Origin of the sequence: Terrabacter sp. Soil811 (assembly GCF_001429655.1) — a bacterium.
Lineage (GTDB): Bacteria > Actinomycetota > Actinomycetes > Actinomycetales > Dermatophilaceae > Terrabacter.
The window spans coordinates 1,000,890-1,024,925 of record NZ_LMSX01000008.1; the positions used below are offsets into that span (position 1 = coordinate 1,000,890).

General features: G+C 71.7%; 23 protein-coding genes and 2 tRNA genes. 6 read left to right on the top strand and 19 right to left on the bottom strand.

Going from position 1 to position 24,036, the window contains the following annotated elements:
• Positions 1-6: 6 nt before the first annotated feature.
• A complete protein-coding gene (locus ASH01_RS15035) occupies positions 7-1,326 on the bottom strand; it encodes a 3-oxoacyl-ACP reductase (protein WP_056777254.1) in 1,320 nt (439 codons plus the stop codon).
• A 2-nt stretch (positions 1,327-1,328) separates the two neighbouring features.
• Positions 1,329-2,624 carry an acetyl-CoA C-acetyltransferase gene (locus tag ASH01_RS15040; protein WP_056777258.1) on the bottom strand — a complete coding sequence of 432 codons (1,296 nt, stop codon included), beginning with the start codon at positions 2,622-2,624 and terminating at the stop codon, positions 1,329-1,331.
• A 98-nt stretch (positions 2,625-2,722) separates the two neighbouring features.
• Between ASH01_RS15040 and ASH01_RS15045 the strand changes: the two genes are divergently transcribed.
• On the top strand, positions 2,723-3,442 hold the full coding sequence (locus ASH01_RS15045) for a TetR/AcrR family transcriptional regulator (RefSeq protein ID WP_056777261.1): 720 nt from the start codon (positions 2,723-2,725) through the stop codon (positions 3,440-3,442).
• Positions 3,443-3,465: 23 nt separating this feature from the next.
• A complete protein-coding gene (locus ASH01_RS15050; protein ID WP_200961799.1) occupies positions 3,466-5,505 on the top strand; it encodes an acyl-CoA dehydrogenase family protein in 2,040 nt (679 codons plus the stop codon).
• Positions 5,506-5,613: 108 nt separating this feature from the next.
• Here ASH01_RS15050 and ASH01_RS15055 read toward each other — a convergent pair whose 3' ends face one another.
• From ASH01_RS15055 to ASH01_RS15065, 3 genes are read right to left on the bottom strand one after another with little or no spacing between them, the layout of a single operon-like run.
• On the bottom strand, positions 5,614-6,135 hold the full coding sequence (locus ASH01_RS15055) for a flavin reductase family protein (RefSeq protein WP_056777267.1): 522 nt from the start codon (positions 6,133-6,135) through the stop codon (positions 5,614-5,616).
• A gap of 49 nt (positions 6,136-6,184) precedes the next feature.
• Complete coding sequence (locus ASH01_RS15060; protein ID WP_056777270.1) at positions 6,185-6,535, bottom strand: MOSC domain-containing protein; 351 nt, start codon at positions 6,533-6,535, stop codon at positions 6,185-6,187.
• 10 nt (positions 6,536-6,545) lie between these two features.
• A complete protein-coding gene (locus ASH01_RS15065) occupies positions 6,546-8,273 on the bottom strand; it encodes a SulP family inorganic anion transporter (RefSeq protein WP_162263885.1) in 1,728 nt (575 codons plus the stop codon).
• A gap of 227 nt (positions 8,274-8,500) precedes the next feature.
• Here ASH01_RS15065 and ppk2 point away from each other — a divergent pair, with 227 nt between their 5' ends.
• Both ppk2 and ASH01_RS15075 read left to right on the top strand, forming a co-directional pair.
• The gene (gene ppk2, locus ASH01_RS15070) at positions 8,501-9,361 is read left to right on the top strand and encodes a polyphosphate kinase 2 (protein ID WP_082619861.1); all 861 of its coding nucleotides are present in this window, start codon (positions 8,501-8,503) and stop codon (positions 9,359-9,361) included.
• 85 nt (positions 9,362-9,446) lie between these two features.
• Positions 9,447-10,187, top strand: coding sequence for a phosphatase PAP2 family protein (locus ASH01_RS15075; protein WP_056777274.1), 741 nt, complete (start codon positions 9,447-9,449; stop codon positions 10,185-10,187).
• Between the two features lie 76 nt (positions 10,188-10,263).
• Here ASH01_RS15075 and ASH01_RS15080 read toward each other — a convergent pair whose 3' ends face one another.
• The 11 genes from ASH01_RS15080 to ASH01_RS15130 all read right to left on the bottom strand — a co-directional run bounded on the left by ASH01_RS15080 (position 10,264) and on the right by ASH01_RS15130 (position 19,034).
• Positions 10,264-10,896: a phosphatase PAP2 family protein gene (locus ASH01_RS15080; protein WP_056777278.1), complete on the bottom strand. Its 633-nt coding sequence runs from the start codon at positions 10,894-10,896 to the stop codon at positions 10,264-10,266.
• A complete protein-coding gene (locus ASH01_RS15085) occupies positions 10,893-12,248 on the bottom strand; it encodes a diacylglycerol/lipid kinase family protein (RefSeq protein WP_056777279.1) in 1,356 nt (451 codons plus the stop codon). The genes ASH01_RS15080 and ASH01_RS15085 overlap by 4 nt, the downstream gene beginning before the upstream one ends.
• Positions 12,245-13,996, bottom strand: coding sequence for a SulP family inorganic anion transporter (locus ASH01_RS15090; protein ID WP_056777284.1), 1,752 nt, complete (start codon positions 13,994-13,996; stop codon positions 12,245-12,247). Before ASH01_RS15090 ends, ASH01_RS15085 begins: the two co-directional genes overlap by 4 nt.
• A gap of 184 nt (positions 13,997-14,180) precedes the next feature.
• Positions 14,181-14,254 (bottom strand) — tRNA-Val (locus ASH01_RS15095).
• 105 nt (positions 14,255-14,359) lie between these two features.
• Positions 14,360-14,839 carry a TIGR02611 family protein gene (locus ASH01_RS15100; RefSeq protein ID WP_056777288.1) on the bottom strand — a complete coding sequence of 160 codons (480 nt, stop codon included), beginning with the start codon at positions 14,837-14,839 and terminating at the stop codon, positions 14,360-14,362.
• Positions 14,836-15,681: an aminotransferase class IV gene (locus ASH01_RS15105; protein ID WP_056777290.1), complete on the bottom strand. Its 846-nt coding sequence runs from the start codon at positions 15,679-15,681 to the stop codon at positions 14,836-14,838. Before ASH01_RS15105 ends, ASH01_RS15100 begins: the two co-directional genes overlap by 4 nt.
• Positions 15,682-15,733: 52 nt before the next feature.
• Positions 15,734-16,786 (bottom strand): chorismate-binding protein, encoded by a 1,053-nt coding sequence (locus ASH01_RS15110; RefSeq protein WP_082619863.1) that lies wholly within the window; start codon positions 16,784-16,786, stop codon positions 15,734-15,736.
• Between the two features lie 16 nt (positions 16,787-16,802).
• Complete coding sequence (locus ASH01_RS15115) at positions 16,803-17,285, bottom strand: glutathione peroxidase (RefSeq protein ID WP_056777297.1); 483 nt, start codon at positions 17,283-17,285, stop codon at positions 16,803-16,805.
• 153 nt (positions 17,286-17,438) lie between these two features.
• Positions 17,439-18,416 (bottom strand): non-homologous end-joining DNA ligase, encoded by a 978-nt coding sequence (gene ligD, locus ASH01_RS15120; protein WP_056777299.1) that lies wholly within the window; start codon positions 18,414-18,416, stop codon positions 17,439-17,441.
• A 110-nt stretch (positions 18,417-18,526) separates the two neighbouring features.
• Positions 18,527-18,599, bottom strand: a tRNA-Gly gene (locus ASH01_RS15125).
• 108 nt (positions 18,600-18,707) lie between these two features.
• Positions 18,708-19,034, bottom strand: a complete 327-nt coding sequence (locus tag ASH01_RS15130; RefSeq protein WP_056777302.1) for a putative quinol monooxygenase — start codon at positions 19,032-19,034, stop codon at positions 18,708-18,710.
• Positions 19,035-19,222: 188 nt separating this feature from the next.
• Between ASH01_RS15130 and ASH01_RS15135 the strand changes: the two genes are divergently transcribed.
• Positions 19,223-20,053: a class II glutamine amidotransferase gene (locus ASH01_RS15135; RefSeq protein WP_056777305.1), complete on the top strand. Its 831-nt coding sequence runs from the start codon at positions 19,223-19,225 to the stop codon at positions 20,051-20,053.
• 68 nt (positions 20,054-20,121) lie between these two features.
• Here the strand turns inward: ASH01_RS15135 and ASH01_RS15140 are convergent, their stop codons facing one another.
• The 3 genes from ASH01_RS15140 to ASH01_RS15150 all read right to left on the bottom strand — a co-directional run bounded on the left by ASH01_RS15140 (position 20,122) and on the right by ASH01_RS15150 (position 21,284).
• Positions 20,122-20,406, bottom strand: a complete 285-nt coding sequence (locus ASH01_RS15140) for an SHOCT domain-containing protein (protein ID WP_056777308.1) — start codon at positions 20,404-20,406, stop codon at positions 20,122-20,124.
• Between the two features lie 88 nt (positions 20,407-20,494).
• A complete protein-coding gene (locus ASH01_RS15145; RefSeq protein WP_056777311.1) occupies positions 20,495-20,947 on the bottom strand; it encodes a DUF6325 family protein in 453 nt (150 codons plus the stop codon).
• Between the two features lie 109 nt (positions 20,948-21,056).
• Positions 21,057-21,284, bottom strand: a complete 228-nt coding sequence (locus ASH01_RS15150; protein ID WP_056777314.1) for a hypothetical protein — start codon at positions 21,282-21,284, stop codon at positions 21,057-21,059.
• Between the two features lie 151 nt (positions 21,285-21,435).
• Here ASH01_RS15150 and ASH01_RS15155 point away from each other — a divergent pair, with 151 nt between their 5' ends.
• On the top strand, positions 21,436-24,033 hold the full coding sequence (locus ASH01_RS15155) for a helix-turn-helix transcriptional regulator (protein WP_156415583.1): 2,598 nt from the start codon (positions 21,436-21,438) through the stop codon (positions 24,031-24,033).
• The last annotated feature ends 3 nt before the right edge of the window (positions 24,034-24,036 follow it).

Sequence of the window (24,036 nt, forward strand, 5' to 3'; positions counted from 1 at the left end):
GGGCGCTCACGCCCCGAGCAGGCTCTGGCCGCAGACGCGGACCACCTGCCCCGTGACGGCGGCGGACCCGGGCTGGGCGAACCAGGCGATGGTCTCGGCGACGTCCTTCGGGTGCCCGCCCTGCTGGAGGGAGTTCATCCGGCGCCCGATCTCCCTCGTGGCGAAGGGGATCCGCGCCGTCATCTCCGTCTCGATGAAGCCGGGCGCGACGGCGTTGACCGTGATCCCGCGGCCCGCGACCTGGCGCGAGAGCGCGGTGACGAGGCCGATGACACCGGCCTTGCTCGCGCCGTAGTTCGTCTGGCCGCGGTTGCCGGCGATGCCCGCGATCGAGGCGACGCAGACGATGCGGCCGCCGTCGGCGAGTCCGCCCTCGCCCAGGATCGCGTCGTTCATCCGCAGGACCGAGCGGAGGTTGACCTCCATGACGCTGCGCCAGCGGTCGTCGTCCATGTTGACGAAGAGCTTGTCGCGCGTGATGCCGGCGTTGTGCACGACGACGTCGAGGCCGCCGTGCCGCGTCGTGGCGTGCTCGACGATGCGGGAGCCCGCATCGTCCGCCGTGACGTCGAGCTGGAGCGCCGTGCCCCTGACTTCGTTGGCCACCTTGGCCAGCGCGTCCCCGGCCGACGGGACGTCGACGGCGACGACCGTCGCGCCGTCACGGGCCAGCACGCGGGCGATCTCGGCACCGATGCCTCGTGCGGCGCCGGTCACGACGGCCACCTTGCCGTCGAGCGGTCGCAGCGCGTCGACGTCGCCGCTCGTGGACTCGTCGACCCGGACCACCTGGCCGTCGACGTAGGCCGAGCGTCCGGACAGGAAGAACTCGACGGCGGATCTCACGCCGTCGCGTGCATCCCCCTGCGCGAGAACGAGGTTCGCCGTCGCTCCCGAACGCAGCTCCTTGCCGATGGAGCGCACGGCGCCCTCGAGGGCACGTTGGGTCGTCACCTCGGCGACGTCCGTCAGCGTCGCCGGGTCCGTGCCGATGACCACGACGCGACCGTTGCGCCTGAGCGCCTTGACCGCGGGGGCGCCGAGCAGGCGCAGCTGGTCGAGCTCGGCCGGGTCGGTGGCGGCGCTGAGGTCGAGCACCACGGCCCCGACCTTGTCGCCCGAGTCGGGCAGCGTGGACACCGCGGCCACCCCCTCACCCCCGAGCCAGGCGGCGATGCCGTCGGCGAAGCGCCCGCCGCCCGCGACGAGCACCGGCCCCTCACAGAGCGGCATACCGGGCTCGTAGCGGCGCAGCCGGGTCGGCTGTGGCACGCCGACCCTTCGGGCCACGGGCGAGCTGACGATGGTCGTGAAGAGGTCGGTCATGCTCATGCCTCCAGGATCGCGACGACGCCCTGCCCACCGGCAGCGCAGATGGAGATGAGACCTCGGCCTCCGCCGGCCTCCTTGAGCTGTTTCGCGAGCGAGGCCACGATGCGACCGCCCGTCGCGGCGAAGGGGTGGCCCGCGGCGAGCGAGGACCCGTTGACGTTGAGCCTGCCGCGGTCGATGGAGCCGAGCGGCGCGTCGAGGCCGAGGCGCTCCCGACAGAAGTCGGGGTCCTCCCAGGCCTTGAGCGTCGTGAGCACCGTCGCGGCGAACGCCTCGTGGATCTCGTAGAAGTCGAAGTCCTGCAGGGACAGGCCGTTGCGGGCGAGCAGGCGAGGGACGGCGTACGCCGGGGCCATGAGCAGGCCCTCGTCGCCGTGGACGTAGTCGACGGCCGCCGTCTCGGCGTCGACGAACCAGGCGAGTGGGGTCAGCCGGTGCTCGGCGGCCCACTCCTCGCTCGCGAGCAGCACTGCAGAGGCGCCGTCGGTCAGGGGGGTCGAGTTGCCGGCGGTCATCGTCGCGCCGTCGCCCTTGCCGAAGACCGGCTTGAGGGTCGACAGCTTCTCGACCGTGGAGTCGGCCCGGAGGTTCGTGTCGCGCGAGACGCCGAGGTAGGGCGTGACGAGGTCGTCGAAGAAGCCCCGCTCGTAGGCGGCGGCGAGGTGCCGGTGGCTGGCGGCCGCGAGCTCGTCCTGGGCCTCACGGGTGATGCCCCACTGCGCGGCGGTCAGCGCCATGTGCTCACCCATCGAGAGCCCGGTGCGCGGCTCGACGTTCTCGGGGATGGCCGGCACGAGGTGACCCGGACGCAGGCCCGTGAGCGCCTTCGCGCGCTCCCCGGCGGACCGCCCGCGGTTGACGGCGAGGAGCGTCTGCCGCAGGCCCTCGCTCACGGCGATGGGGGCGTCGCTGGCGCTGTCGACGCCACCGGCGATGCCGGCGTCGACCTGTCCGAGCGCGATCTTGTTGGCGACGAGGACGGCCGCCTCGAGCCCGGTGCCGCAGGCCTGCTGGACGTCGTAGGCCGGGGTGGCGGGGTCGAGGCGGGTGCCGAGCACGGTCTCACGGGTGAGGTTGAAGTCGCGGCTGTGCTTGAGGACCGCGCCGGCCACGACCTCGCCGAGCCGCTCCCCCGCGAGCCCGAAGCGGGCCACGAGTCCGTCGACGGTCGCGGTCAGCATGTCCTGGTTGGACGCCTTGGCGTAGGGGCCGTTGGACCGGGCGAAGGGGATGCGGTTGCCCCCGAGGACCGCGACTCGACGCGGCGCGCGTGGGCTGGACTGGGAAGCCATGGGTCTCTCCTGCTGTCGGATGTCTGACCTGTCGTTCTCGACCAAGATAACCGAAACCGGCAGTAGTCGATACAGCCAGTACCTGTTACTTTCGTGAGGTGGACAACGACCTGGATCGTCCGGGACAGGCTCCCGCCGCCCCTCGGGACGGGCGGGACTCGCGCTGGGAGCGCCACCGCGAGGAGCGCCGCGCCGCCCTCGTCGACGCGACGATCCGCGCGATCCGCACCCACGGCGCCGGCGTCGGGATGGACGACATCGCGGCCGAGGCCGGCACGTCCAAGACCGTCATCTACCGCCACTTCGACGACAAGGCCGGTCTCTACCGCGCCGTGGCCGCCCGCATCGACGGACGCGTCGTCGGCAACGTCGGGGCGGCGCTCGGCCGGTCGAGCACACCGCCGGCGGACACCCGCGAGCTCGTCGCGTCCACGGTCGAGGCCTACCTTGCCCTCGTCGAGTCCGACACCGAGGTCTACCGCTTCGTCGTCAACCGGCCGCTCGTCGACCTCCCGCTCGCCGACGACCCCGTCGGAGGCACGGTCGACCAGGTGACCGACCAGCTGACCGGACTGCTCCTCGAGGCACTGCAGTCACCGGCGACCGATCCGTCGCGGGCCCGCACGTGGGCGATCGCGCTCGTCGGCTCCGTGCGTGCGGTCGCCGACGACTGGCTCGCCACCCCCGAGGCCGACCGCGCCCCGCGCGCCGCCGTGGTCGACTCCCTGACCGACCTCGCCTGGCACGGGCTCGCCCCCGTCCTCACCGCCCACTCCCACACCCACACGTCCACCTCCCCGACCACCGCGACCTCCTGAGGTCCAGACCGGAAGGCACCGAGATGTCCACGGCCACAGACTCCCCCACGGATTTCCCCGCCCACTCACGCAGCAGCTCCCCCGTCGGCTCACCGGCACCTCATCGCTCCCCGGCGCCCGAGCACCGCGACCCGGGCCAGCGCCCCGTGACCCAGGCCGGCCCCGCGCTGACCGCGGCGCTCCGAACCCACCTCGACGGCCCGTTCGGCGAGGTGCGGGACCACTGCCGAGCGCTCGACGCCGCGACGTTCGGACCGCCGTCGGCCCCGCTGCCGATGGACGAGCACCGCTCCCGTGTCACCGCCCAGCTCGCAGCCCTGGCCGCGGAGCCGTACGCCGCTCGCGGCTTCCCCGAGCACCAGGGCGGCACCGCTCGCTACGGCGAGGCCGTCGCCGCCTTCGAGATGCTCGGTCACACCGACCTCTCGCTCTTCGTCAAGGCCGGCGTCCAGTGGGGCCTCTTCGGCGGCGCCGTCTCCCTCCTCGGTACGAGCCGCCACGACCACCTCCTGCCCCGCATCACGGCCGGCGAGCTGCAGGGCTGCTTCGCGATGACCGAGACCGGCCACGGCAGCGACGTGCAGAGCCTGCTGACGACCGCGACCTTCGACCCGGCGACCGACGAGATCGTCGTCCACTCGCCCGTGCCCGCGGCACGCAAGGACTACATCGGCAACGCGGCCCGCGACGGTCGCCTCGCGGCGGTCTTCGCGCAGCTCGTCGTCGACGGCGAGTCCCGCGGCGTGCACTGCGTCCTCGTCCCGATCCGCGACGAGTCCGGCACTCCCGCAAGGGGTGTCACCATCGAGGACTGCGGTCCGAAGCTCGGACTCGCCGGCGTCGACAACGGACGGCTGCTCTTCGACCACGTCCGGGTGCCGCGCACCAACCTGCTCGGCCGCTACGGCGACATCGGCGACGACGGCACCTACACGAGCCCCATCGACAACCCCGGCCGCCGCTTCTTCACGATGCTCGGCACGCTCGTCCGCGGTCGTATCTCGGTGGCCGGCGGAGCGGGCGCTGCCGCCCGCTCGGCCCTCGCCGTCACGACGACGTATGCCGCCGGGCGCCGCCAGTTCGCCGCCCCCGGCACCGAGGAGGAGACGACCGTCCTCGACTACCGGACCTACCAGCGGCGCCTGCTGCCGAGGATCGCGACGGCATACGCCCTCCAGCTCGCGCAGCACGAGCTCGTCTCCGCCATGGACGACGTGCTCGCCGGGCGCGCGACGTCCGAGGAGGACCAGCGCCGGCTCGAGACCCGGGCCGCCGGGATCAAGGTGCTGACGACCCGGCACGCGACCGACACCATCCAGGAGTGCCGCGAGCTGTGCGGCGGTGCCGGCTACCTCTGGGCCAACCGCCTCGCCGCGCTCAAGGCCGACACCGACATCTTCACGACCTTCGAGGGCGACAACACCGTCCTGCTCCAGCTCGTCGCCAAGTCGCTCCTCGGCGAGTACCAGGCGACGTTCGGCGACCTCGACACGGCCGGCATCGTGCGCTTCGGCGCGCGGCTCGTCGGCGGCACCGTCATCGAGCGGTCGTCGGCGCGGGGCATCATCCAGCGGCTCGTCGACGCTGCGCCGGGCCGCGACGAGGACGTCACCTTCGGCATCCGCGGCACCCAGCTGCGCCTGCTGCGCGAACGCGAGGAGCACCTCATCGAGGGCCTGGCCCGACGGCTCCGGCGGGCCACCGCTCCGGGCGCCGACGCGTTCGCGATCTTCAACGCGACGCAGGACCACCTCGTCGAGGCCGCGACGGCCCACGTCGAGCGCACCGTCGCCGAGACCTTCGCCGCCTCGGTCGAGTCCTGCTCCGCCGACGAGGCCCGCGCCGTGCTCGCCCGGGTCTGCGACCTCTACGCCCTGTCGACGATCGAGCGCCACAAGGCGTGGTACCTCGAGCACGACCGGCTGAGCCCTGCGCGCGCCAAGGCGCTCACCGCCCTCGTCAACGAGGTCTGCGCGGAGCTGCGCCCGCACGCCACGACGCTCGTCGACGCCTTCGGCATCCCCGAGGGCCTGCTGACGACGGAGATGTCAGGGACCGCCTGATCCGGCGTGAGATCGCGCGGCTCGGATCGCCCGAGCGCACGCGCTGCGCGATCTCGCGCGCGATCTGCCGCCCGAGGTCGTATGCCGTCCCGCACCGTCAGTCGTACGTCACTCGGTCGCGCGCTGGTAGCGACCGCGCCGGTGCACGAGCGGGGCGTCCTCGACCCCGACCTCGGCGTGCTCGATCGTCGCCTCGACGAGCACCGACCACCCGACGTCGCGACGGCTGCCCGGGTCGAGGCGCACGCCCATCCAGGTCGTGGCGTGGCGAGGGCGCGGACCCCACTCGGTCTGCTCCCACTCGATGAGCCGGAAGGCCCCGCCGGGCGCGGGCATGACGCCGGCGAAGACGTCGGCGAGGCGCTCGTCACGCGCACCGAGGAGCGTGACGACGGCCGTGCCGGTCTCCTCGAGGGCGTCGAGCACGTCGGAGTCGGGATGGAGGAGCCCGACGACCCGGCCCGGGTCCCCGGTGGCGACGAGGTAGGACGAGACCGTCAGGCCGACCCGCTCGATGCCTGCGCCTGCCGTCCAGAGCGACACCGTGCCACCGATGCGCCCCCGCAGTCGCCGGACCGGGTCGCGGTCCTCGTCCGGAGTGTCGAACGGGTGCTCCGTGTGGATCGTCATGTCGCGTCCCAGCCGGGGAGCGGTGCGGGCCGGTGAGCCGGGCCGGTGCTCACTCGGCCTCGGCGACGAGCAGCGCGTCGTCGACCGACACCTCGCCCGGCTCGACGACGCGGGCGTAGACGCCGGCGCACTGCGAGGGTGTCTGGGTCACCTCGAGCGTGCACTCGCCGAGACGGACGATGCGGCCCACGAGCTTCTCGAGCACGGACGACTCCATGTCGAGGACGATGTTGGCCTTGGGGTGGGTCGCGACGAAGTCGTCGACCGCGACGAGGTGTACGGCATGCTTCTTCGAGCGGTTGCCCTCAGGGCCGGTCTCAGTGACCTCGACGGAGGCGAGCTCCTGGCCGGGGGCGTCGGAGTCGGGATAGATGAACAGGCTCGAGACCGTGGCGATCATGGTCGCAACGCTAGTGCGTGCAGGCCTGCACCGCCGCGGTCACCGTGCCGTGGAAGTGGTCGGCGCCGATGGCCTCGACCAGCCCGACCGAGTCCAGGCGGTCCCTCAGCTCCTGCGCCGCCCGTGCCACGTGGAGCTCGATGTTGCGCTCGCGGAGCCCGTCGAGCACCTCGCGCAGCGCGACCTCAGCGCTGGCGTCGAGGTCGCTGATGAACGAGCCGTCGAGCACGACGTGCCGCACGGGCTTGGGCGCACCGTCCACGGCGGCCCACAGCCGGCGCTTGAAGTAGTGGGCGTTGGCGAAGAACAGCCGGTCCTGGATGCGGTAGACGACGACACCCGCGCTGACGCCCGCGTCGGGTTGGTCCGCGACGTCCACGTAGCGGTCGTCACGGGCGGACCACCCCAGCACGGCGTCGGCGGGTCGTGCCGCCCGACGCACGATGTCGGCGACGGACAGCAGGACCGCCACGATGATCGCCTGCAGGACCCCGACCGCCACGACGCACACGACCGTGATGGCGGCGATGACGACCTCGACCCTGCTGCTGCGGGCCAGCTCGCGCCACTGCACCGGGTCGATCAGCTTGGCCGCCGCGTACACGATGACCGCACCGAGGACCGCCGAGGGGAGGTACTCGATCGGCGCAGTGAGGAAGAGCAGGATGACGGCGATCGTCCCTGCGGCCGCCAGCCCGCTGACCTGGCTTGTGGCCCCCATGTCGTCGTTGACCGCGGTGCGCGACCCGCTCGTCCCGACCGGGATGCTCTGCGTGACGCCGGCCGAGATCTGGGCCACCCCGAAGGCGAGGAGCTCCTGGTTGGCGTCGACGACCTCGTGGTGGCGGGCGGCGAAGGAGCGTGCCGTGAGGATGGAGTCCGAGAAGGCGACGAGGAACACCGCGAGGGCCGCGACCACGAGCGTCCCGAGGTCTGCGCGTGACACGTCCGGCAGCTCGAGCGACGGCAGTCCCCGCGGCACGGGCCCGGTGACCGAGACCCCGTGGGCGACGAGGTCCAGGGCCCAGGACGCGGCGATGCCGAGGATCACGACTGCGAGGGCACCCGGCAGACGCTTGCTGATCCGGCCGGCGACGACCAGCAGGGCCAACGAGACGAGACCCACGAGGACCGTGGCGCCGTTGGCGCTACCGAGGTGGCCGACGATGTCGACCGTCTCGGGGATGGCCCCCTCCGCGTCGCTCGAGACGCCGAGCAGCTTGCCGAGCTGGCCGAGGATCAGCACGACGGCGACGCCGGTGATGTAGCCGACGAGGACCGCCTGCGAGAAGTAGTCGGCGATCCAGCCGAGGCGGGCCAGCCGGGCCGCCAGGAAGACGACCCCCACCATGATCGCGAGCAACGAGGCCAGCGCGGCGTACTGGGCGCTGCCGCCGGCGGCCAGCGGCGCGACCACGGTCGCGATCAACAGCGACACGGTGCCCTCCGGGCCGACCACCACCCGGGGCGCCGACCCGAGGACCGCGTAGGCCAGCACCGGGAGGAGCAGGGCGTAGAGGCCGGCGCTGACCGGGACGCCGGCCAGCTCGGCGTAGGCCATCGCCGACGGCAGGGCCAACGCCGCCACCGTGACACCGGCGACGAGGTCCGTGCGCAGCCGCGGCCGCGTGTACGCCGCGAGGGACCGCGCGAAGGGAACGTACCGCGTCGTGATCGGCGGTCGAGTCGCGGACGCGAACGCACCGCGACCCTTGTAGGCCCTGTCGAACGGCTGCACGGCTCCAGCCAAGCCGTCTGCGCGACGACCCGCATCGCCCGAAGAGGACCACGTGCGTCGGCCGGTCGGTGACCAACCAAGGACGCGAACGGTCACTCGGCGGTTCGCCGAGGTTTGAGGAAGGCTCGACCGCTGCGACCGCGTCGGAGGTAGCCTACGAAGGCGGCGAGGCGAGACCCTGGACCGGACGACGCCCAGACGCGACGACGCAGCGCCGGAGGCCAGCGATGAGCAAGAAGAAGGCCAGGAAGTCGAACCCCCGCGAGGTGTTGCGCGCCCGGACCGCAGGTGAGCGCGACGCGTCCTCGGCTGGGGCGAAACTGGGTCGGAAGGCCTACGAGGCGGAGCTGGCGGTGCTGCAGGCGGAGCTCGTGGCCATGCAGGAGTGGGTGAAGGCGTCCGGTGCCAAGGTGTGTGTCGTGTTCGAGGGGCGGGACACGGCCGGCAAGGGCGGCACGATCAAGCGCATCGTCGAGCGCGTGAGCCCGCGGGTCTTCCGCGTGGTCGCGTTGCCGTCGCCGACTGACCGGGAGCGGTCACAGATGTACATCCAGCGGTACATCAAGCACTTCCCGGCGGCCGGTGAGGTCGTGATCTTCGACCGCAGCTGGTACAACCGAGCGGGGGTCGAGCGGGTGATGGGCTTCTGCACGCCCGCCCAGACCGACCGCTTTCTGGAGCAGGTCCCTGCCGTCGAGAAGGCCATCGTCGACTCGGGCATCATCCTGCTCAAGTACTGGCTCGAGGTCGGTTCCGACGAGCAGACCCGCCGGATCGAGAACAGGATCCATGACCCGCGCAAGGTGTGGAAGCTCTCCGACATGGACCTGGAGTCCTACAGCCGCTGGTACGACTACTCCCGGGCTCGCGACGCGATGTTCGCTGCTTCCGACACCCCGTGGGCCCCGTGGAACGTCGCCTACACGGACAGCAAGAGGCGTGGCCGGCTGAACGTCATCAGCCACCTGCTGAGCCAGGTGCCCTACGAGCCGCTCGAGTCGAAGGACGTCGAGCTCCCGGAGCGTCAGGCGCCGGGCGACTACAGGGCCCCGGCCCTGCCGCCGCGCTTCATCCCGACTCCGTTCTGAGTGACCCCTTGTCCAGCCCGAAGCTGCTGTGGGGTGCCCGGGTCCGCGGCCGGCCGATCGAGCCGACGCGCAGGAGGTCACCCCGATGACCGTCGACGACACAGACCGGACGACACCGGACGAGAGACCGGGCCGCGGCGCGTTCACGACGCGCACCCGCCGGCTGTTCCTGGCCTGGGGCACGGCGAGCACCGCGGTCTGCCTGGCCCTCTGCGCCCTGGCCGTGGCCCATCCGGAGATCCTCGACCGCTGGGACCACGTCCTGCAGCTCGGTCCCGACGCGTGGCGTGCCGGTTCACCCTGGCTCGAAGGCCCGCTGGTGGGGATCTCCTACGCCTTCGGCACCGTGGCCAGCGCGGCCGCGACGGCCCTCGTAGCCGGTGTGCTGGTGATCAGGAGGCAGGGTCGGGCGGCCGCGTACGTCGTGGTGGTCATCGCCGGCACCTCGCTCGTGACCAGTGTGCTCAAGCACTACGTCGACCTGGGAAGGCCCGTCGTGGCGCACCCGATCATCGAATACACGTCGAGCGCGATGCCGAGCGGCCACGCGTCGAACATCGCCGCGGCCGTCACGACCGCGTGTGTGCTGTCGGCTCTGTTCCTCCGCCAGCGCGCGCGTCGCCGACTCCTCCTGGTGGTCGGTGTGCTGGTCTCGCTCGTCGTCGGCCTCGATCGGCTCATGCTCGGGGTGCACACGCCCACGGAGGTGGTTGCCGGCTACGCCCTCGGAGTCGGAGTGGGCCTGATCGCCGCGTACGTCGTCGCCCCGGCGGCGCGGGTCCGTACGGAGCAGGTGGCAGGGTCCCGCCGTCCGGGATCACGCTGAAGGGCGCTTCGCGCGTGAAGCGTGGCTCGAGGACCTGACCCGGTGACGAATGGTCCCGCAGCGCCGGGAGCTGCGGTCATCGGTGGCCCAGCCGCGAGGCCAAGGTCGAGGACGCGCGTCCGAGTCCGGCACCGACGGAAGCACCGACCAGCACGTCGCCGGGGTAGTGCACCCCGGTGTACACGCGCGAGAACGCCACGACTGCAGCAGACACTCGTAGGGGCCATCGCAGCCCTGGCACCACCGCGCTGGTCGCGACGCAGAATGCCGCCGCGGACGCGGAGTGCCCCGAAGGGAAGGAGGCCGATGACGGCATCCCCACCCATCGGGACTCGGGCACGCCCAGCTCGATGCGCCGCGGGCGACGACGGGCTGCCAGCTTCATCGGCTGGTTGACCAGGAGGGAGGTCACCCCGATCGCGGCTACCCCCGTGAGGGCGGCACGGCGCCCCCTCGCCCCACCGAATGCGGCCAGGCCCCCCGCCACGAGGAGCCAGGGTTTGGAGAAGTTGGCGAAGTCTGACGCCCGGCGTAGCGGTTCGTCGAGCCACGGTGTGTTCAGCTCTGCCACGACGCGATAGGCGCTGCGGTCGGCCGCGTCCAATCTCCGCAGCAGCCGCACGACCCCGGCCAGGCGAGGCGATCCGCGACCCTCGAGGCCCTTGGCGAGCAGCGCTTCGACAGGCTCGGGCGGGGTCGGACCGCTCATCCGGCCCCCGCTTCCCGCCCGGTCGCAACCTGCCAGAGCGCAGCGAGTGTCGGCCTGGCAGTGATGCGTGCGGGGCGCGCAGCACGCGATCGTCGAAGAGCCGCGCGCGGAAGTCGGACCGTGACCGCGCCGGGGCGGATGGTGAAGCGCAACGGGGAGTCGAGGACCAGGGCCTCGCCATCGACGCCGACCTCCACGCGCCCCGCAGAGCGCACGTCGAACTCGGACGCCGTCCACTCATCCCACCCGGAGAAACGCTGGACCTGACCGGTCATCTCCAGGGCTGCGAGCTTCTCGGCGTCCGCCGCCGAGCCGACTCGCAGCGAGACGACCCCGAGCACGCCGCTGTCGAGCCGCTCTCGCGTGCCCCCGCCGCGGAGGTGAGCGAGATCGTAGGGGTTGTTGGACACCAGCAGCAGCTGACCCGGAACCGCCTCCTCACCGGAGGGCAGCGTGTAGTGCAGGTCGAGAGCGTTGGCCCCGGGTCCGAGCATGTCGGGCAGCAGGGCCGAGGCGGTCTGCACCTTCGCGTCCCGGTAGTCCGCCGACTGGACGACCTTGGCGTAGACGCCCATCGACGCGTTGTTGACGAAGACGCGCCCGTTGATCTCAGCGAGGTCGACCCTCGTGTCGACTCCGTCGTCGAAGGCATCCAGCGCCCCGGGCACGTCTTCGCGGTCGATGCCCAAATCGAGCGCGAAGTGGTTGCGCGTCCCTGCGGGCACGACGACGAAGGGAAGACCGTGCCGACTCGCGATCGAGGCGACGAGCGCAAGTGAGCCGTCCCCTCCGGCCATCCCCAGCAGATCCGCGCCGCGGGCGACCGCGTCCTCGGCCACTGCTCGCAGGTCGTCGCCGGGGGTCAGGACATACGGCTCGACACCACGCTGCCGGCAGAGGTCGACGAGGCCGAAACGCTCGACCTTGCCCCCGCCGGACCGCGGGTTCATGATGAGGACCGCCTGCCTCGCCCTGGGTGCGGCCTCGGCGTCGTCGGCGTGGGCTGTCGGGGCCAGTGCGTAGCCGGCCGCTGCGGTGGAGACCGCGGCGAGTGCGAGCCCGACCGCCAGCACACGACCGCTCTGGCTCGCGAGGATCACCGCGACGAAGCCGACCAGGGCGATGGCCCCGAGCGCAGCGGCAGCTGCTCGGACGGCGCCCCTGCGGGACACGACGTACCACGCGGCCACCACCGCTACCCCGAGCGAGACAACACTTGCCAGCAGGACGTCCCAGCGGCGGATGGAGACGACCGCGAGGAACAGCAAGGCGGCCGCGAACGCTGTCAGCGCGAGTGCTGCCGAGGCTCTGCGAGCGGCGCTGCGTCTGCCGCCACTGTCGGACGTCGTCATGCCGGCTCCTTCGGAGAGCGCCAGCTGGCACCGGTCTGGCGCCGGAACTCGGCGACGGCCTCGTCGACCGTCGGGAGGAAGTGCTCCGGGGAGATGGTGCGGGTCAGCTCGTACCGCTCGATCTTCGCACGCACCGGATCCTTCATCTCCGCAAAGACGAGAGACACCCCACGCTCGTTCAGCCACGTGTCGAGGTCCTCCAGCATGTCCGAGGCCGTCGTGTCGACGTCCGTGATCGGCTCGGCGGCGACGACGATCCAGCGCAGCGCAGGGTCGTCGTCGACCATCGCGCGCACGTTCTCGCCGAAGCCCCGGGCATTGGCGAAGATGAGCGGCGCGTCGAACCGATAGACGACCAGCCCGGGCAACCGCTCCGCGTCCGGGTAGCTCTCGGTGTCGTGGAGTCCCGCAACCCCCTCGACGCGCCCGAGCTCGGCCTGGTGCGGCCACCAGGTGCGGCGGAAGACATTGAGGATGGACAGACCCACCGCGATGAGGATGCCGGGCAGCACCCCGAGGAGGGCCACACCGAGCAGGGCTATGAGGGACAGGAGGAACTCCGTCCGGCGCTGCAACCAGAGCCGACGAGTGCCGGCGACGTCGGTCAGCGACACGGCCGCCGCGATGACGATGGCCCCGAGCGTGGGTTGGGGCACGTACTGCATGAGGGCGTTGGCGAAGAGCAGGACGGCGGCGATCACGGCGGCGCCGACCACCCCCGTGACCTGGGACCGCGAGCCGGCCTGTTCCGCCACCGCGGTCCGCGAACCGCTGGTGCTGACCGGGAAGCCCTGGAACGCGCCGGCGGCGATGTTGGCTGCTCCGATGCCGATCATCTCCTGGTTCCCCTGGACGCGTTCGCCCTGGCGGGCCGCGAAGGCCGAGGCGGTGGACATCGTGTCGGCGAGAGCGACGACCGCGATGGCCAGCGCCCCGAGGAAGAGGGGCGGGACGTCGCCCCAGCCCACCTGCGGGATGGTGAACGTCGGCAGGCCCTGTGGGAGGACTCCGACCGTGTCGACCCCGTGGGCCTGGAGCTCGAACCCCTTGACCAGGAGAGCGGTCAGCACCACGATCACCAGCACGCTCGGGACCTTGGGGATGAACCTGTTCAGGAGCAGGATGCCGGCCAGGGCACTGACCCCGATGACGGCCGCCGTACGGTTGGCCGAGCCCGTGAACAGCCCGGACAGGAAGGCGTTCGCCTCGGCCACGAGACCGCTCGCGTCGGTGGAGAAGCCGAAGAGCTTGGGTAGCTGGCCGACGATGATCGTCAGCGCCAGCCCGTTCATGTAGCCGATCTGGGTCGGCTTCGACAGCAGGTCAGCGACGAAGCCGAACCGGGCCAGTCCCGCGACGACCATGACGACGCCGACGATGATCGCCAGCATCGACGCGAGCGCGACGGCTCGGGCAGGGTCTCCACCGGCGAGCAGGAGGGGAAGGATCGTCGCCGCGATCATGGGTCCCAGCGACGAGTCCGGTCCCAGCACGAGGACCCGCGAGGGCCCGAAGACCGCATAGCCGATCAGGCACAGGATGGAGGTGTACAACCCCGTGACGGGCGGCAGCCCGGCGAGCTGTGCATAGGCCATTCCCTGCGGCACCAACAACGCGGACAGGACCAGACCGGCGACGACGTCCTTCGGCAGCCAGGACCGCTCGTAGGAGCGCACCAGTCGCAGACCGGGGACGTGCTCCTTCCACGTGCGCTCTCCGACATCAGGTCGGTCGGTGGGCGCGGCCACGGTCAGCCGAGGTTCTGGGTGCGCATGCCGCGGCCGGCTCGGCCTGCGCCCGAGCGGTCTCGTCCCGCGTGAAGAGCGTTCACAGGTGGAGCCTACAGGCGGGGCGAGTGCCCGTCCCCGTGCTTCATCCGGTTCGTCGGAGCCGTCGTTCCGTGGACGGCTCGCCCCAATGTTCGTCGGTCGGTGGACGTGAAGGGACTCGAACCCCTGACCTCTCGCGTGTGAAGCGAGCGCTCTAACCAGCTGAGCTACACGTCCGGGCACCCCTGTGCCGACGTGCTGTCCGGCTGGCGTCGGGGTGACGGAGGGAAACAATAGCCGGTGGTGGCACGGTCACGGTAATCGCCCCTCGCGAGGCGCGGGTCAGTCGACGCCGGGCACGTGAGTCAGCAGCTGCTCGGCCCACTGGGGCACGAACTGCGGGATGCCCGCCCACGCGAGGTAGCCCCAGATGACGCCCCACACGATGAGCAGGGTGCCGAGGGCGACGAGACCGCGCACCCAGATCGCCTGGTCCATGATCCAGTCGTTCCAGCGGCTGACGTGGCGCTTGGCGAAGTCGAGCCAGCGTTGGGCGAACTCGAACTCGCTCGCGAGGATGAGCAGGCCGAAGAAGACGACGAGCCAGCCGGGCCCGGGCGCCGGGACCATGATGAGGCCACCGATCGTCACGACGCCGCCGACGACGCCGACGGCCGTGCGCCAGATGACGTGGGTGACGCGGTTGCGGCGCAGGCGCGCCCGCCAGGCCCAGCGATCCTCGCTCGCGTCGAGCGTGACGTTGGGGTCGGAGTAGTCGACGGGCGGTCGGGTCTCGTCGCGGGTGCGGTCCTCCCCGGTCACGGGTCGCTGTCCCGCTCGGCGTTGCTGCGGAAGACCCGCTGCAGCTCGGTCGTGACGGGGCGGTCGGCGGACAGGTCCCGGTCGTCGACGGCGTGGACGGGCAGGACGTCCTTGGTCGAGCTGGTGATGAAGACCTCGTCGGCGTTGCGGAGCACGTCGAGCGGCAGGGTCTCCTCGCGGATCTCGAGGCCGGCGGCGCGGCCCCACTCGATGGTGAGCTCGCGGGTGATGCCGAGCAGCAGGCCGGACTCGGCCGGCGGTGTCAGCACGACGCCGTCGACGACGACGAAGACGTTGCTCCCGGTGCACTCGCACAGCTCGCCTCGGGTGTTGCCGAAGACGGCCTCGACGGCGCCCACCTGCTTGGCACTGGCGAAGGCGACGACGTTCTCCGCGTACGACGTCGTCTTGAGCCCGACGACGGCAGAGCGTTCGTTGCGGGTCCACGGGACGACGGTGAGCTTCCCGCTCGACGGCGGGAGTGGCTGCGGCGCCGCGAGGACGATGTAGGTCAGCGCCGTGTCGTCGCGGTCGGACCCGAGCGGCCCGACGCCGCCCGTGACGCTGTAGCGCAGCCGCCCGAAGTCGATGGCGGGCCCGTCGAGGACCGCGGCCACACCCTTGTCGACGACGGCGAGGTCGAGGGGCGGCAGGCCGAGCCCGGTGGCCGACCGCTCGAGGCGTCGGTGGTGTCGCGTCAGCGCGAAGGGGACGCCGGAGGCGATCTTGGCGGTCTCGAAGACGCCGTCACCGACCGTGACCGAGTGGTCGAGCGCGGAGACGGAGGGGCCGGTCGGGTCGACGAGGTCGCCGTTGACCCAGACGCGCGTGGTCGTGCTCATGGTCCCTTCCTGGTGGCTCGGCGGCCGCCCGGAAGGCGCCCGACGGGAGCTCTCATGGTGTCACAGTGCCGGCGGCGAGCCCGATGAGGCGGGCCGCCTTGAGCTCGGTCTCGGCCCACTCCCCCTCGGGGTCGGAGTGCCACGTGATGCCGGCACCCGTGCCGAACCGCAGCCACCGCCGACCCACCTCGTCGCGCTCGGCCCAGAAGGTCCGGATGCCGACGGCGAGGTCTGCCTCCCGGGCGTCGGCGTCGACCCAGCCGACCGCGCCGCAGTACGGGCCGCGGGGCACCGTCTCGAGGTCCCGGATCGCTGTGAGCGCGCTGGACTTCGGCGCCCCGGAGACCGACCCCGGCGGGTAGGCGGCCGCGAAGACGTCGGCCCATCCCACCTCCTCACGCAGGTGCCCGCTGACCGTCGAGGCGAGGTGCACGAGGCCCGGGTGGGCCTCGATCGTGCAGAGCTCGTCGACGGAGACGGTCCCGGGCTCGCAGACACCCGACAGGTCGTTGCGCATGAGGTCGACGATCATGACGTTCTCGGCGTAGTCCTTGGGCAGCATCTGCTCGGCGGTCGCGGCGGTGCCCTTGATGGGGCGGGTCACGAGGGACGCGCCGCGTCGCCCGAGGAAGAGCTCCGGCGACGCGCTGGCGACGTCGAGGCCTGCCTCATCGCACCGGACCCGCGCGGCATGCGGCGCCGGGTTGCCCTGTCGCAGAAGGGCATCGAGCCCGTCGAGGTCGGCGTCGTCGGGCAGCTCGTGGCTGAGCACGCGGCAGACGTTGACCTGGTAGACGGTCCCGGACGCGATGCGCTCACGCACCTCGCGCACGACGCCGACGTATGCCGTCCGGTCGAGCGACGAGTGCCAGTGGCGGTCGAGGGGCTGCCACGCCACAGCGGACGCCCGGGTGGCCGCGGCGGCCGGCCCGGCGGCATACGCCCTCGGGGTGACCTCGGCGAACCGCACAGCGGTCACGGCACCCTCGAAGGTGGCCACGACGGCCCAGAAGCCCTCTCGCGTCATCGCGTCGAGGGCTTCGTGGCCGTGGCGGACGTCGACGACACCGCGGGCGTCCCGGTCGGCGAAGCGGGCGTGGTCCACCCGCAGATCGTAGGGCCTAGGCGGAGAGGGCCTTCTCGATGTCGCCGGCGAGGTCGGCGGGGTCGGTCGTCGGTGAGTAGCGGCCGATGACCGTGCCGTCGCGGGCGACGAGGAACTTCGTGAAGTTCCACTTGATCTTCTTGCCGAGCAGGCCGCCCTTCTCGGACTTGAGCCACGTGTAGACGGGGTGCTCGTCCGCGCCGTTGACGTCGACCTTCGAGAACATCGGGAAGGTGACGCCGTAGTTCTTCTGGCAGAAGGCGCCGATCTCCTCGTCGCTGCCCGGGTCCTGACCGCCGAACTGGTTGCACGGGAAGCCGAGGACCGTCAGGCCCTGGGCGCGGTAGGTCTCGTAGAGCTGCTCGAGGCCGCCGAGCTGCGGGGTGTAACCGCACTCGCTGGCGGTGTTGACGACGAGGACGACGTCACCGGCGTACTCGCCCAGCGACACCTCCCCGCCGTCGATGGAGGTGGCCTTGAAGTCGTGCAGGACGGTCACGGTGTCTCCTCTGGTGGTCATGCGTCACCCCGATCCTCACCCGCGGGGCCCCCGAACTGCGAATCGGTGGTCGAGCGGGCGTGCGGCGGCAGGGTGCAGCGTCGTCGCGGTGCGTCGTGACGGTGGTTCGCCGCCGTGGACCACGCGGATGGGTCAGGCCCCCGCGTCGTCGGGCTCGGGGGGCACGTCGTTGCCGTCGCGCTCGTCGCGGTCGGCCCACTCGAGCAGCGTGCTGAAGTCGAAGACGGCGTCGTCGATGCCGGCATGCAGGTCACCGAGGCGGGCGAAGCGCTCGGGCATGGTGGCGATGGTGAAGTCCTGCGGTTCGGCGTCGGCGATCTCGTCCCACGCCAGCGGGGCCGAGACGGTGCCGCGCGGGTTGCCCCGGACGCTGTAGGCCGCGGCGATGGTGTGGTCACGCGCGTTCTGGTTGTAGTCGACGAAGAGGTCCTTCGGCGACCGGTCCTTGCGCCACCACGTCGTCGTCACGTCGTCGGGCAGCCGCCGCTCGACCTCGCGGGCGAACGCCAGCGCGCCGCGGCGCACGTCCTTGAACCCCCAGTCGGGGGCGATCCGGACGTAGACGTGCAGGCCGGAGCCGCCCGAGGTCTTGGGCCAGCCGACGGCGCCGAGGTCGTCGAGGATCTCGTGGGTCGTGGCCGCGGCCCGCCGCACCTTCTCGAAGCCGCACTCGGGCATCGGGTCGAGGTCGATGCGCCACTCGTCGGGGCTCTCGGTGTCGGCGCGACGGCTGTTCCACGGGTGGAACTCGACCGTCGACATCTGCACCGCCCAGATGACGTCGGCGAGACGGGTCACGCAGAGCTCGTCGGCGTGGAGGCCGTAGCGCGGGAAGTGCAGACGCACGGTCTCGACCCACGGCGGGGCCCCGGCGGGAAGCCGCTTCTGGTGCACCTTGGGCCCGTCGACGCCCTTGGGGAAGCGGTGCAGCATGCACGGCCGCTCGCGCAGGGCGTTGACGATCCCGGGGCCGACGGACAGGTAGTAGTCGACGAGGTCGCGCTTGGTCTCGCCGCGCTGGGAGAAGTAGACGCGGTCGGGGCTCGACAGCCGCACGGTGTGGTCGCCGACCTCGATCTCGACGGCGGGGGCCTTGCTCGACGCAGCCATGGCCGACAGCCTACGGACCGGACCATCTCCGGCGCGTGAACCGGCCGGCGGCATACGCCCCCAACGTGCGGAAGGGCCCGCCGACGTGAGTCGACGGGCCCTTCCGACGGAGCGGACGACCGGGCTCGAACCGGCGACCTCAACCTTGGCAAGGTTGCGCTCTACCAACTGAGCTACGTCCGCCTGCCAGGCCCTCGGAGCCGGGGGCTCCGTGGGTGCGAGGTAGACCATAGCGGACGGTCACCCGGTTGGCGAAATGCGCCGAAACCCGCTCTCGGAGTGGCCGTTCGGCTACTTGTCGACGGCCATCTCGCCGAGCTCGGACCACTGCGTCCCGGCGACCGTCGTGTTGACGATCCTCGGGGTGGCCGAGAGGTAGGCAGGCAGGTCGGAGGTGGCCTGGCGGAAGTGGTCGCTCTGCACGTGGGCGCCTCCGGCGGCGTCGTCACGGAAGGCCTCGACGAGGACGTACTCGGTCGGGTCGTCGAGGCTGCGCGACCAGTCGAACCAGAGGCAGCCGTCCTCGGCGCGGGTGGCCTCGGTGAAGGCCCGGGAGATCTCGGGCCAGTCGTCGGCGTGCTCGGGCTTCACGGGGAACTTCGCGGTGATGAAGATCAAGGCAGGTCACTCCTGGGTCTGGATGAGTCGGTCTCGTGTGTGCCGGGAGCGGCGGCGCTCGCGACACGGTCCTCGGGTTGGATACCCAACAGTGGACGCCACCCATCGTGCAGCGTCCTGCCGCTTCATCCCCGGGGAGTGATGTCGGGTGCGGAGCCGGCGCGTTCCATGGAGGTATGTGCCGCTGGATGGTGTACTCGGGTGACCCGATCCTCGCCGAGGACCTGCTCTTCAAACCGGAGCACTCGCTCATCGAACAGAGCCTCCACTCCCGGATGGGCGCCACGACGACGAACGGCGACGGGTTCGGGATCGGCTGGTACGGAGACGAGCCCCGACCCGCGGTCTTCAAGAGCGTCGACCCCGCGTGGAACGACGAGAACCTCCGCGAGCTCACGACGCAGGTGCGCACGCGCCTGATGTTCGCCCACGTGCGGGCCTCGACCGGGACCCCGGTGCAACGGAGCAACTGCCACCCGTTCCGGCACGACACGTGGCTCTGGATGCACAACGGCGCCGTCTACGGCTTCCACGAGCTCAAGCGCGACCTCATGTTCGCGATCGACCCCTCGCTCTACCCCGACGTCGAGGGATCGACCGACTCCGAGGCGCTCTTCTTCCTCGCCCTGACCTTCGGCCTGCAGGACGACCCAGTCGGCGGTGTCGCCCGAGCCGTCGGTTTCGTCGAGGACCTCGCCGAACGACGCGGCGTGAGCAACCCCGTCCAGGCCACGATGGCCACGAGCGACGGCGAACGCGTCTGGGCCTTCCGCTACTCGTCGCAGCACGAGAGCCGCACCCTCTTCCACTCGACCAACGTGGGTCAGCTGCGCGAGCTCCACCCGGAGGTGGAGATGCTCCGCACCCTCGGTGACGAAGCACGGTTCGTCGTGTCCGAGCCGCTCCGGGACCTGCCGGGCGCCTGGCGTGAGGTGCCGGAGTCGTCCTGCGGCATCATCCAGCCCGGCGACGACGAGTTGCGGCCCTTCGAGCCGGTCCGACCCACCCATGTGGCCTGAGGGCGCCAGTCGGCCCGTGCACCCCCGAAGGACTGCACGGGCCGGATGACCCCGGAGCCGGGCTCTGGTCAGAGACCCAGGATCCGGGACTTCTGTGTCTGGAACTCCTGCTCGGTGAGCACCCCCGAGGCACGCAGCTCGCCGAGCTGCTGCAGACGGGCCAGGTCGGCGTCAGGGTCGGGGGCCGCGGGTGGAGGCGGCGGCGGTGGCGCGGCATACTCCTGCGGCGCCTGCTCCGGTGGTGCCTCCTGGGCCGCCCACCGGCCGGCCTGTCGCCGTGACACCCGGTTGGACACCGCTGTCGCGGTCCCGGCGACGACGGCCGTCCGCGCCACCCCACGTAGTAGTCCCATCGTGTTCTCCTCCTTCTCGACTGCGGTTCGTCCTGACGTTCACGAGCCCTGGCACCGACCCGGTGCGGGACGTCGCTGGTCGGCGTCGCTACTCGGCGTCGCCGGCGGCGGCCTCGAGCGCCTCGAGCCGGGCGATGACGGCGTCGGCGGGGAGTCGGACGCTGGCGACGACCTCGGCTCCGGCCCGCCTCATGGCGGAGACGAACGGACCGGCCCACGTGTTCTCGTAGACGAGGACGGCCACCGCATCCCCGGGCTTCACGAGGTCCGCCGCCGCGGCGAGGTCCTCCTCGTCCAACAGGTCGGACTCGACGCCTTCGAAGACGGCGAGGTCGAGCGTGCCGTCCCCGTCGAGGTCGGTGATGGCAACCGCGGTGACCGTCCCGTCCGCGTCCCGGACGAGGCCTCGCATGTCGAGCACCCGGATGGTGCCGGCGTCGACGAGCCTGACCAGCTCGGCCAGACCTTCGCCCGTGAGCCGGGCGCCGGGAAACTCCAGCGCAAGGTAGTCGATCGGTCCGACATCGACGTTGACACTCATGTCTGCCTCCTTGGCGACTCTCGACTGACACCCCGACACTCGTCCCGGGGCTGGTCCCCGTGCATCGCTCCACGAGGATGAGTTGACCGTGACCTGTCGACCGCGTTGCTCAGCTCACGGGGTCGTGACCCGGCGTCGGGTCGCCGACCTGGTGCACCGCGGTGACGCCGATCCCGAGCGTCTCCAGCAGGGCCAGGACGCGCGGCAAGGCCTCGGGGTCGGCCGTCGGCAGACTGAGGACCGTCGCGCCGCCGACGTCACGTCGCGGGATCGTGCCGAGGGCGTCGGCGAGGTCCGCTGACAGCTGCCCGTCGACGACGACCTCGTACACCTGCATGCTGCGCCCCACATCCCGATCTCGGCGATGCCCTTCCGCGGCATTCGCCCACGTGGTTACTCTGGAGGGGATCCAGACATCCCCGCATCCCTCAGCGGGGGTGACCTCTTGGGAAGCAGGGGCACCCATGGTCGGTCCACGCCACGCCCGGATGTCTGTGCCCCTCCCATCGGCCGGCGCCATCGACCGGTTGCGGCTGACCCCACTGCTCGAGCGGCGTCCGGTGACGGTGCTCTCCGGCATGGCGGGGTTCGGCAAGTCGACGCTGCTGTCCGAGACGGTGCGACGCCAGCAGGTCCGCGGAGCGGGATTCTGGCTGACCGTCGACGACTCGGACCGGGACCCGGTGCGTCTGGTGTCGGATCTGCTGGCCGCGGCCAGCCTCGCCGGCATCGAGCAGCTCACCGCGGCCCTGGCTCCGCTTCGTGCCTCGTCGCTGCGTGCCGAGCCCGTGGCCCTCGTCGACGCGCTGCTCGAGGCGCTCTACGACACCGCTGAGCCCCTCGTCCTGGCCCTCGACGACGCACAGCACCTCGCAGGGGCCAAGGCCTCGGCAGAGCTGGTCAACCACCTGCTCAGATGGGCCCCTGCCAACATGCGCGTCGTGATCGGCGCGCGGGTGGTGCCGCCGCTGCGGCTGCAGAGACTGCGGCTCGACGACCACCTCACCTACCTCGCCCACAGCGAGCTCGCCTTCAGCGCCGACGAGACGGCCGAGGCGGTCAAGGCGTCCGGTCTCGAGCTGGACGGCGACACCGTGGCCTCCATCCACGAGGCCACGGGCGGGTGGCCCGCCGGGGTCCGCATGGCCATCCTCGCGGCCCGCCACGACGACCGACCCCGCAACGTGCCGGTCGAGCTGCGCCGCGACCGGGCGCTGGCCGACTACCTCGCGACGGAGGTGCTCGCGGCCCTGAGTGACGAGATGCGCGACTTCGTCCTCGACAGCTGCCTCGACGAGCTGGTGTGCCCATCCCTCATCGACGGCATCCGTGGCACGACCACCGCCGAGGCGCTCCTCGAGCAGTGCCTGTCCGACGGGATCTTCCTGTCGCGGGGAGCGGCTCCCACGGACGAGCCCTGGTACCAGTGGCACCCGCTCTTCGCCAGCCACATCCAGCGCCGTCTGGCGACGGATCGGCCCGAGCGGGCCGTCCAGCTGCACTCCGCAGCGGCAGCCTGGTGGGTCCGCGTCGACGCGCCGACGGCGATCAGGCACGCCGTGGCCGCGGGCGACGGTGACATGGCGTCGCGCATCTTCTCCGAGCACTGGCTGGAGCTGTTCCTCGAGGGTCGGGTCGACGCCGTCACGGACGCCGTGCAGCACCTCCCGCACGCCGTCGCGGACAGTGCCGACGTGCACCTGGCCCAAGCGCTCGTCCTCGTGCGCCGGGGCCGGCTCGACGCCGCCCGCGCCGAGATCGCCTCTGCTCGACGCGCCGTGGAGCGGCTGCCGCAGCAGGACCAGGACGGGATCGAGGAGCGCACGGCGATCGTCGAGCTCTTCCTCACCGGCTACGACCAGGGGCTGGGCGCCGCGGTGGAGTCCGGGGAGGCGATGCTGGAGCGGCTCGCCCGGGGCGGCCGCGCCCCGGACCCGGCGGTCCAGGCGTCCCTGCAGGTCTTCGTCGGGATGGGCGAGGCGCGCCTCCAGACCCACGACGAGCTGCCCCTCGAGATGCTGCGGGCCTCGGCGGCCACCGCTCACGACAGCGGCCTGCTCGCGCTCGAGCTCACCGCCCTGGCCGAGTCCTGCATCCCCGCGATCGCCGAGGGCCGGCTGACCGAGGTGCACGACCTCGCCGTCGACGTGTTGGCCCGGGCCGCGGACCGCGGCTGGGTCGGTCTCGTGACGCTCGCCCCTGCCGTCGCCTACCTCGGCTGGCTGGACTACTGGCGGGGCAACCTGACCCAGGCGAGGGACCAGCTCGAACGCAGCCTGTCGATGGTGCTCCCCTTCGACCTGGAGCTGCGGGGGCTCACGCTGAACTTCCACGCGAAGACGTGCCTGGCGCTCGGTGACACCAAGGCCGCCAGGGCCAGCATGTCCGAGATCGGCGCCATGATCAGCTCCCATCCCCAGATCCCGTGGTGGCCCTCCATGCTCGACGGCCTGGAGGGGTTGGCCCTCATGGCCGAGGGTCGGAAGCCCGAAGCCGTCGCCCTCGCATCCTCGGCCCCGCTGGAGACCGACTACCGCCTCGCGCCGGCTCACCGTGCCAGGGTCCTGCTGCTGGCAGGTGACCCCGAGGCTGCGCTGGCAGAGATCTCCCGCGTGCCGATGGGCGGGGGGTTCGTCCACCTCACCTGCCTCGGCCGGTGCATCGAGGCAGAGGCCAGGTCCAAGCTCGGGCGAGCCGACGCCCATGCCTCCCTGGAGCTCGCCCTCGCGGCGGCCGAGCCCGACCAGCTCTACGGGCCGTTCCTCGCCGGCGGCAAGACGATGGCCCAGCTGCTCAAGGCGCACCTGCGTCACGGGACCAGCCACCCCGCTGCGCTGACGCAGGTGCTCGCGCGCCTCTCGAGGCAGCACGAGCACCACGTGCCCGGGTGGGGTGAGCGCCTCACCGACCGTGAGCGGGTGATCCTCCAGTACCTGGCGACCAACCTCACCAACGCCGAGATCGCCGAGGCCGAGTTCATCTCGCTCCACACGACGAAGACGCACATCGCGCACATCTACCAGAAGCTCGGGGTGGGCAGCCGCCGGGCAGCGATCCGTCGGGCCGCCGACCTCGAGCTCTACTAGGCC

Coding starts and splice junctions, on each gene's coding strand:
- ASH01_RS15035 (WP_056777254.1), bottom strand. CDS start 1,326: ATGACCGACCTCTTCACGACCATCGTCAGCTCGCCCGTGGCCCGAAGG.
- ASH01_RS15040 (WP_056777258.1), bottom strand. CDS start 2,624: ATGGCTTCCCAGTCCAGCCCACGCGCGCCGCGTCGAGTCGCGGTCCTC.
- ASH01_RS15050 (WP_200961799.1), top strand. CDS start 3,466: ATGTCCACGGCCACAGACTCCCCCACGGATTTCCCCGCCCACTCACGC.
- ASH01_RS15055 (WP_056777267.1), bottom strand. CDS start 6,135: ATGACGATCCACACGGAGCACCCGTTCGACACTCCGGACGAGGACCGC.
- ASH01_RS15060 (WP_056777270.1), bottom strand. CDS start 6,535: ATGATCGCCACGGTCTCGAGCCTGTTCATCTATCCCGACTCCGACGCC.
- ppk2 (WP_082619861.1), top strand. CDS start 8,501: ATGAGCAAGAAGAAGGCCAGGAAGTCGAACCCCCGCGAGGTGTTGCGC.
- ASH01_RS15075 (WP_056777274.1), top strand. CDS start 9,447: ATGACCGTCGACGACACAGACCGGACGACACCGGACGAGAGACCGGGC.
- ASH01_RS15080 (WP_056777278.1), bottom strand. CDS start 10,896: ATGAGCGGTCCGACCCCGCCCGAGCCTGTCGAAGCGCTGCTCGCCAAG.
- ASH01_RS15085 (WP_056777279.1), bottom strand. CDS start 12,248: ATGACGACGTCCGACAGTGGCGGCAGACGCAGCGCCGCTCGCAGAGCC.
- ASH01_RS15105 (WP_056777290.1), bottom strand. CDS start 15,681: ATGAGCACGACCACGCGCGTCTGGGTCAACGGCGACCTCGTCGACCCG.
- ligD (WP_056777299.1), bottom strand. CDS start 18,416: ATGGCTGCGTCGAGCAAGGCCCCCGCCGTCGAGATCGAGGTCGGCGAC.
- ASH01_RS15135 (WP_056777305.1), top strand. CDS start 19,223: ATGGTGTACTCGGGTGACCCGATCCTCGCCGAGGACCTGCTCTTCAAA.
- ASH01_RS15140 (WP_056777308.1), bottom strand. CDS start 20,406: ATGGGACTACTACGTGGGGTGGCGCGGACGGCCGTCGTCGCCGGGACC.
- ASH01_RS15145 (WP_056777311.1), bottom strand. CDS start 20,947: ATGAGTGTCAACGTCGATGTCGGACCGATCGACTACCTTGCGCTGGAG.
- ASH01_RS15150 (WP_056777314.1), bottom strand. CDS start 21,284: ATGCAGGTGTACGAGGTCGTCGTCGACGGGCAGCTGTCAGCGGACCTC.
- ASH01_RS15155 (WP_156415583.1), top strand. CDS start 21,436: ATGTCTGTGCCCCTCCCATCGGCCGGCGCCATCGACCGGTTGCGGCTG.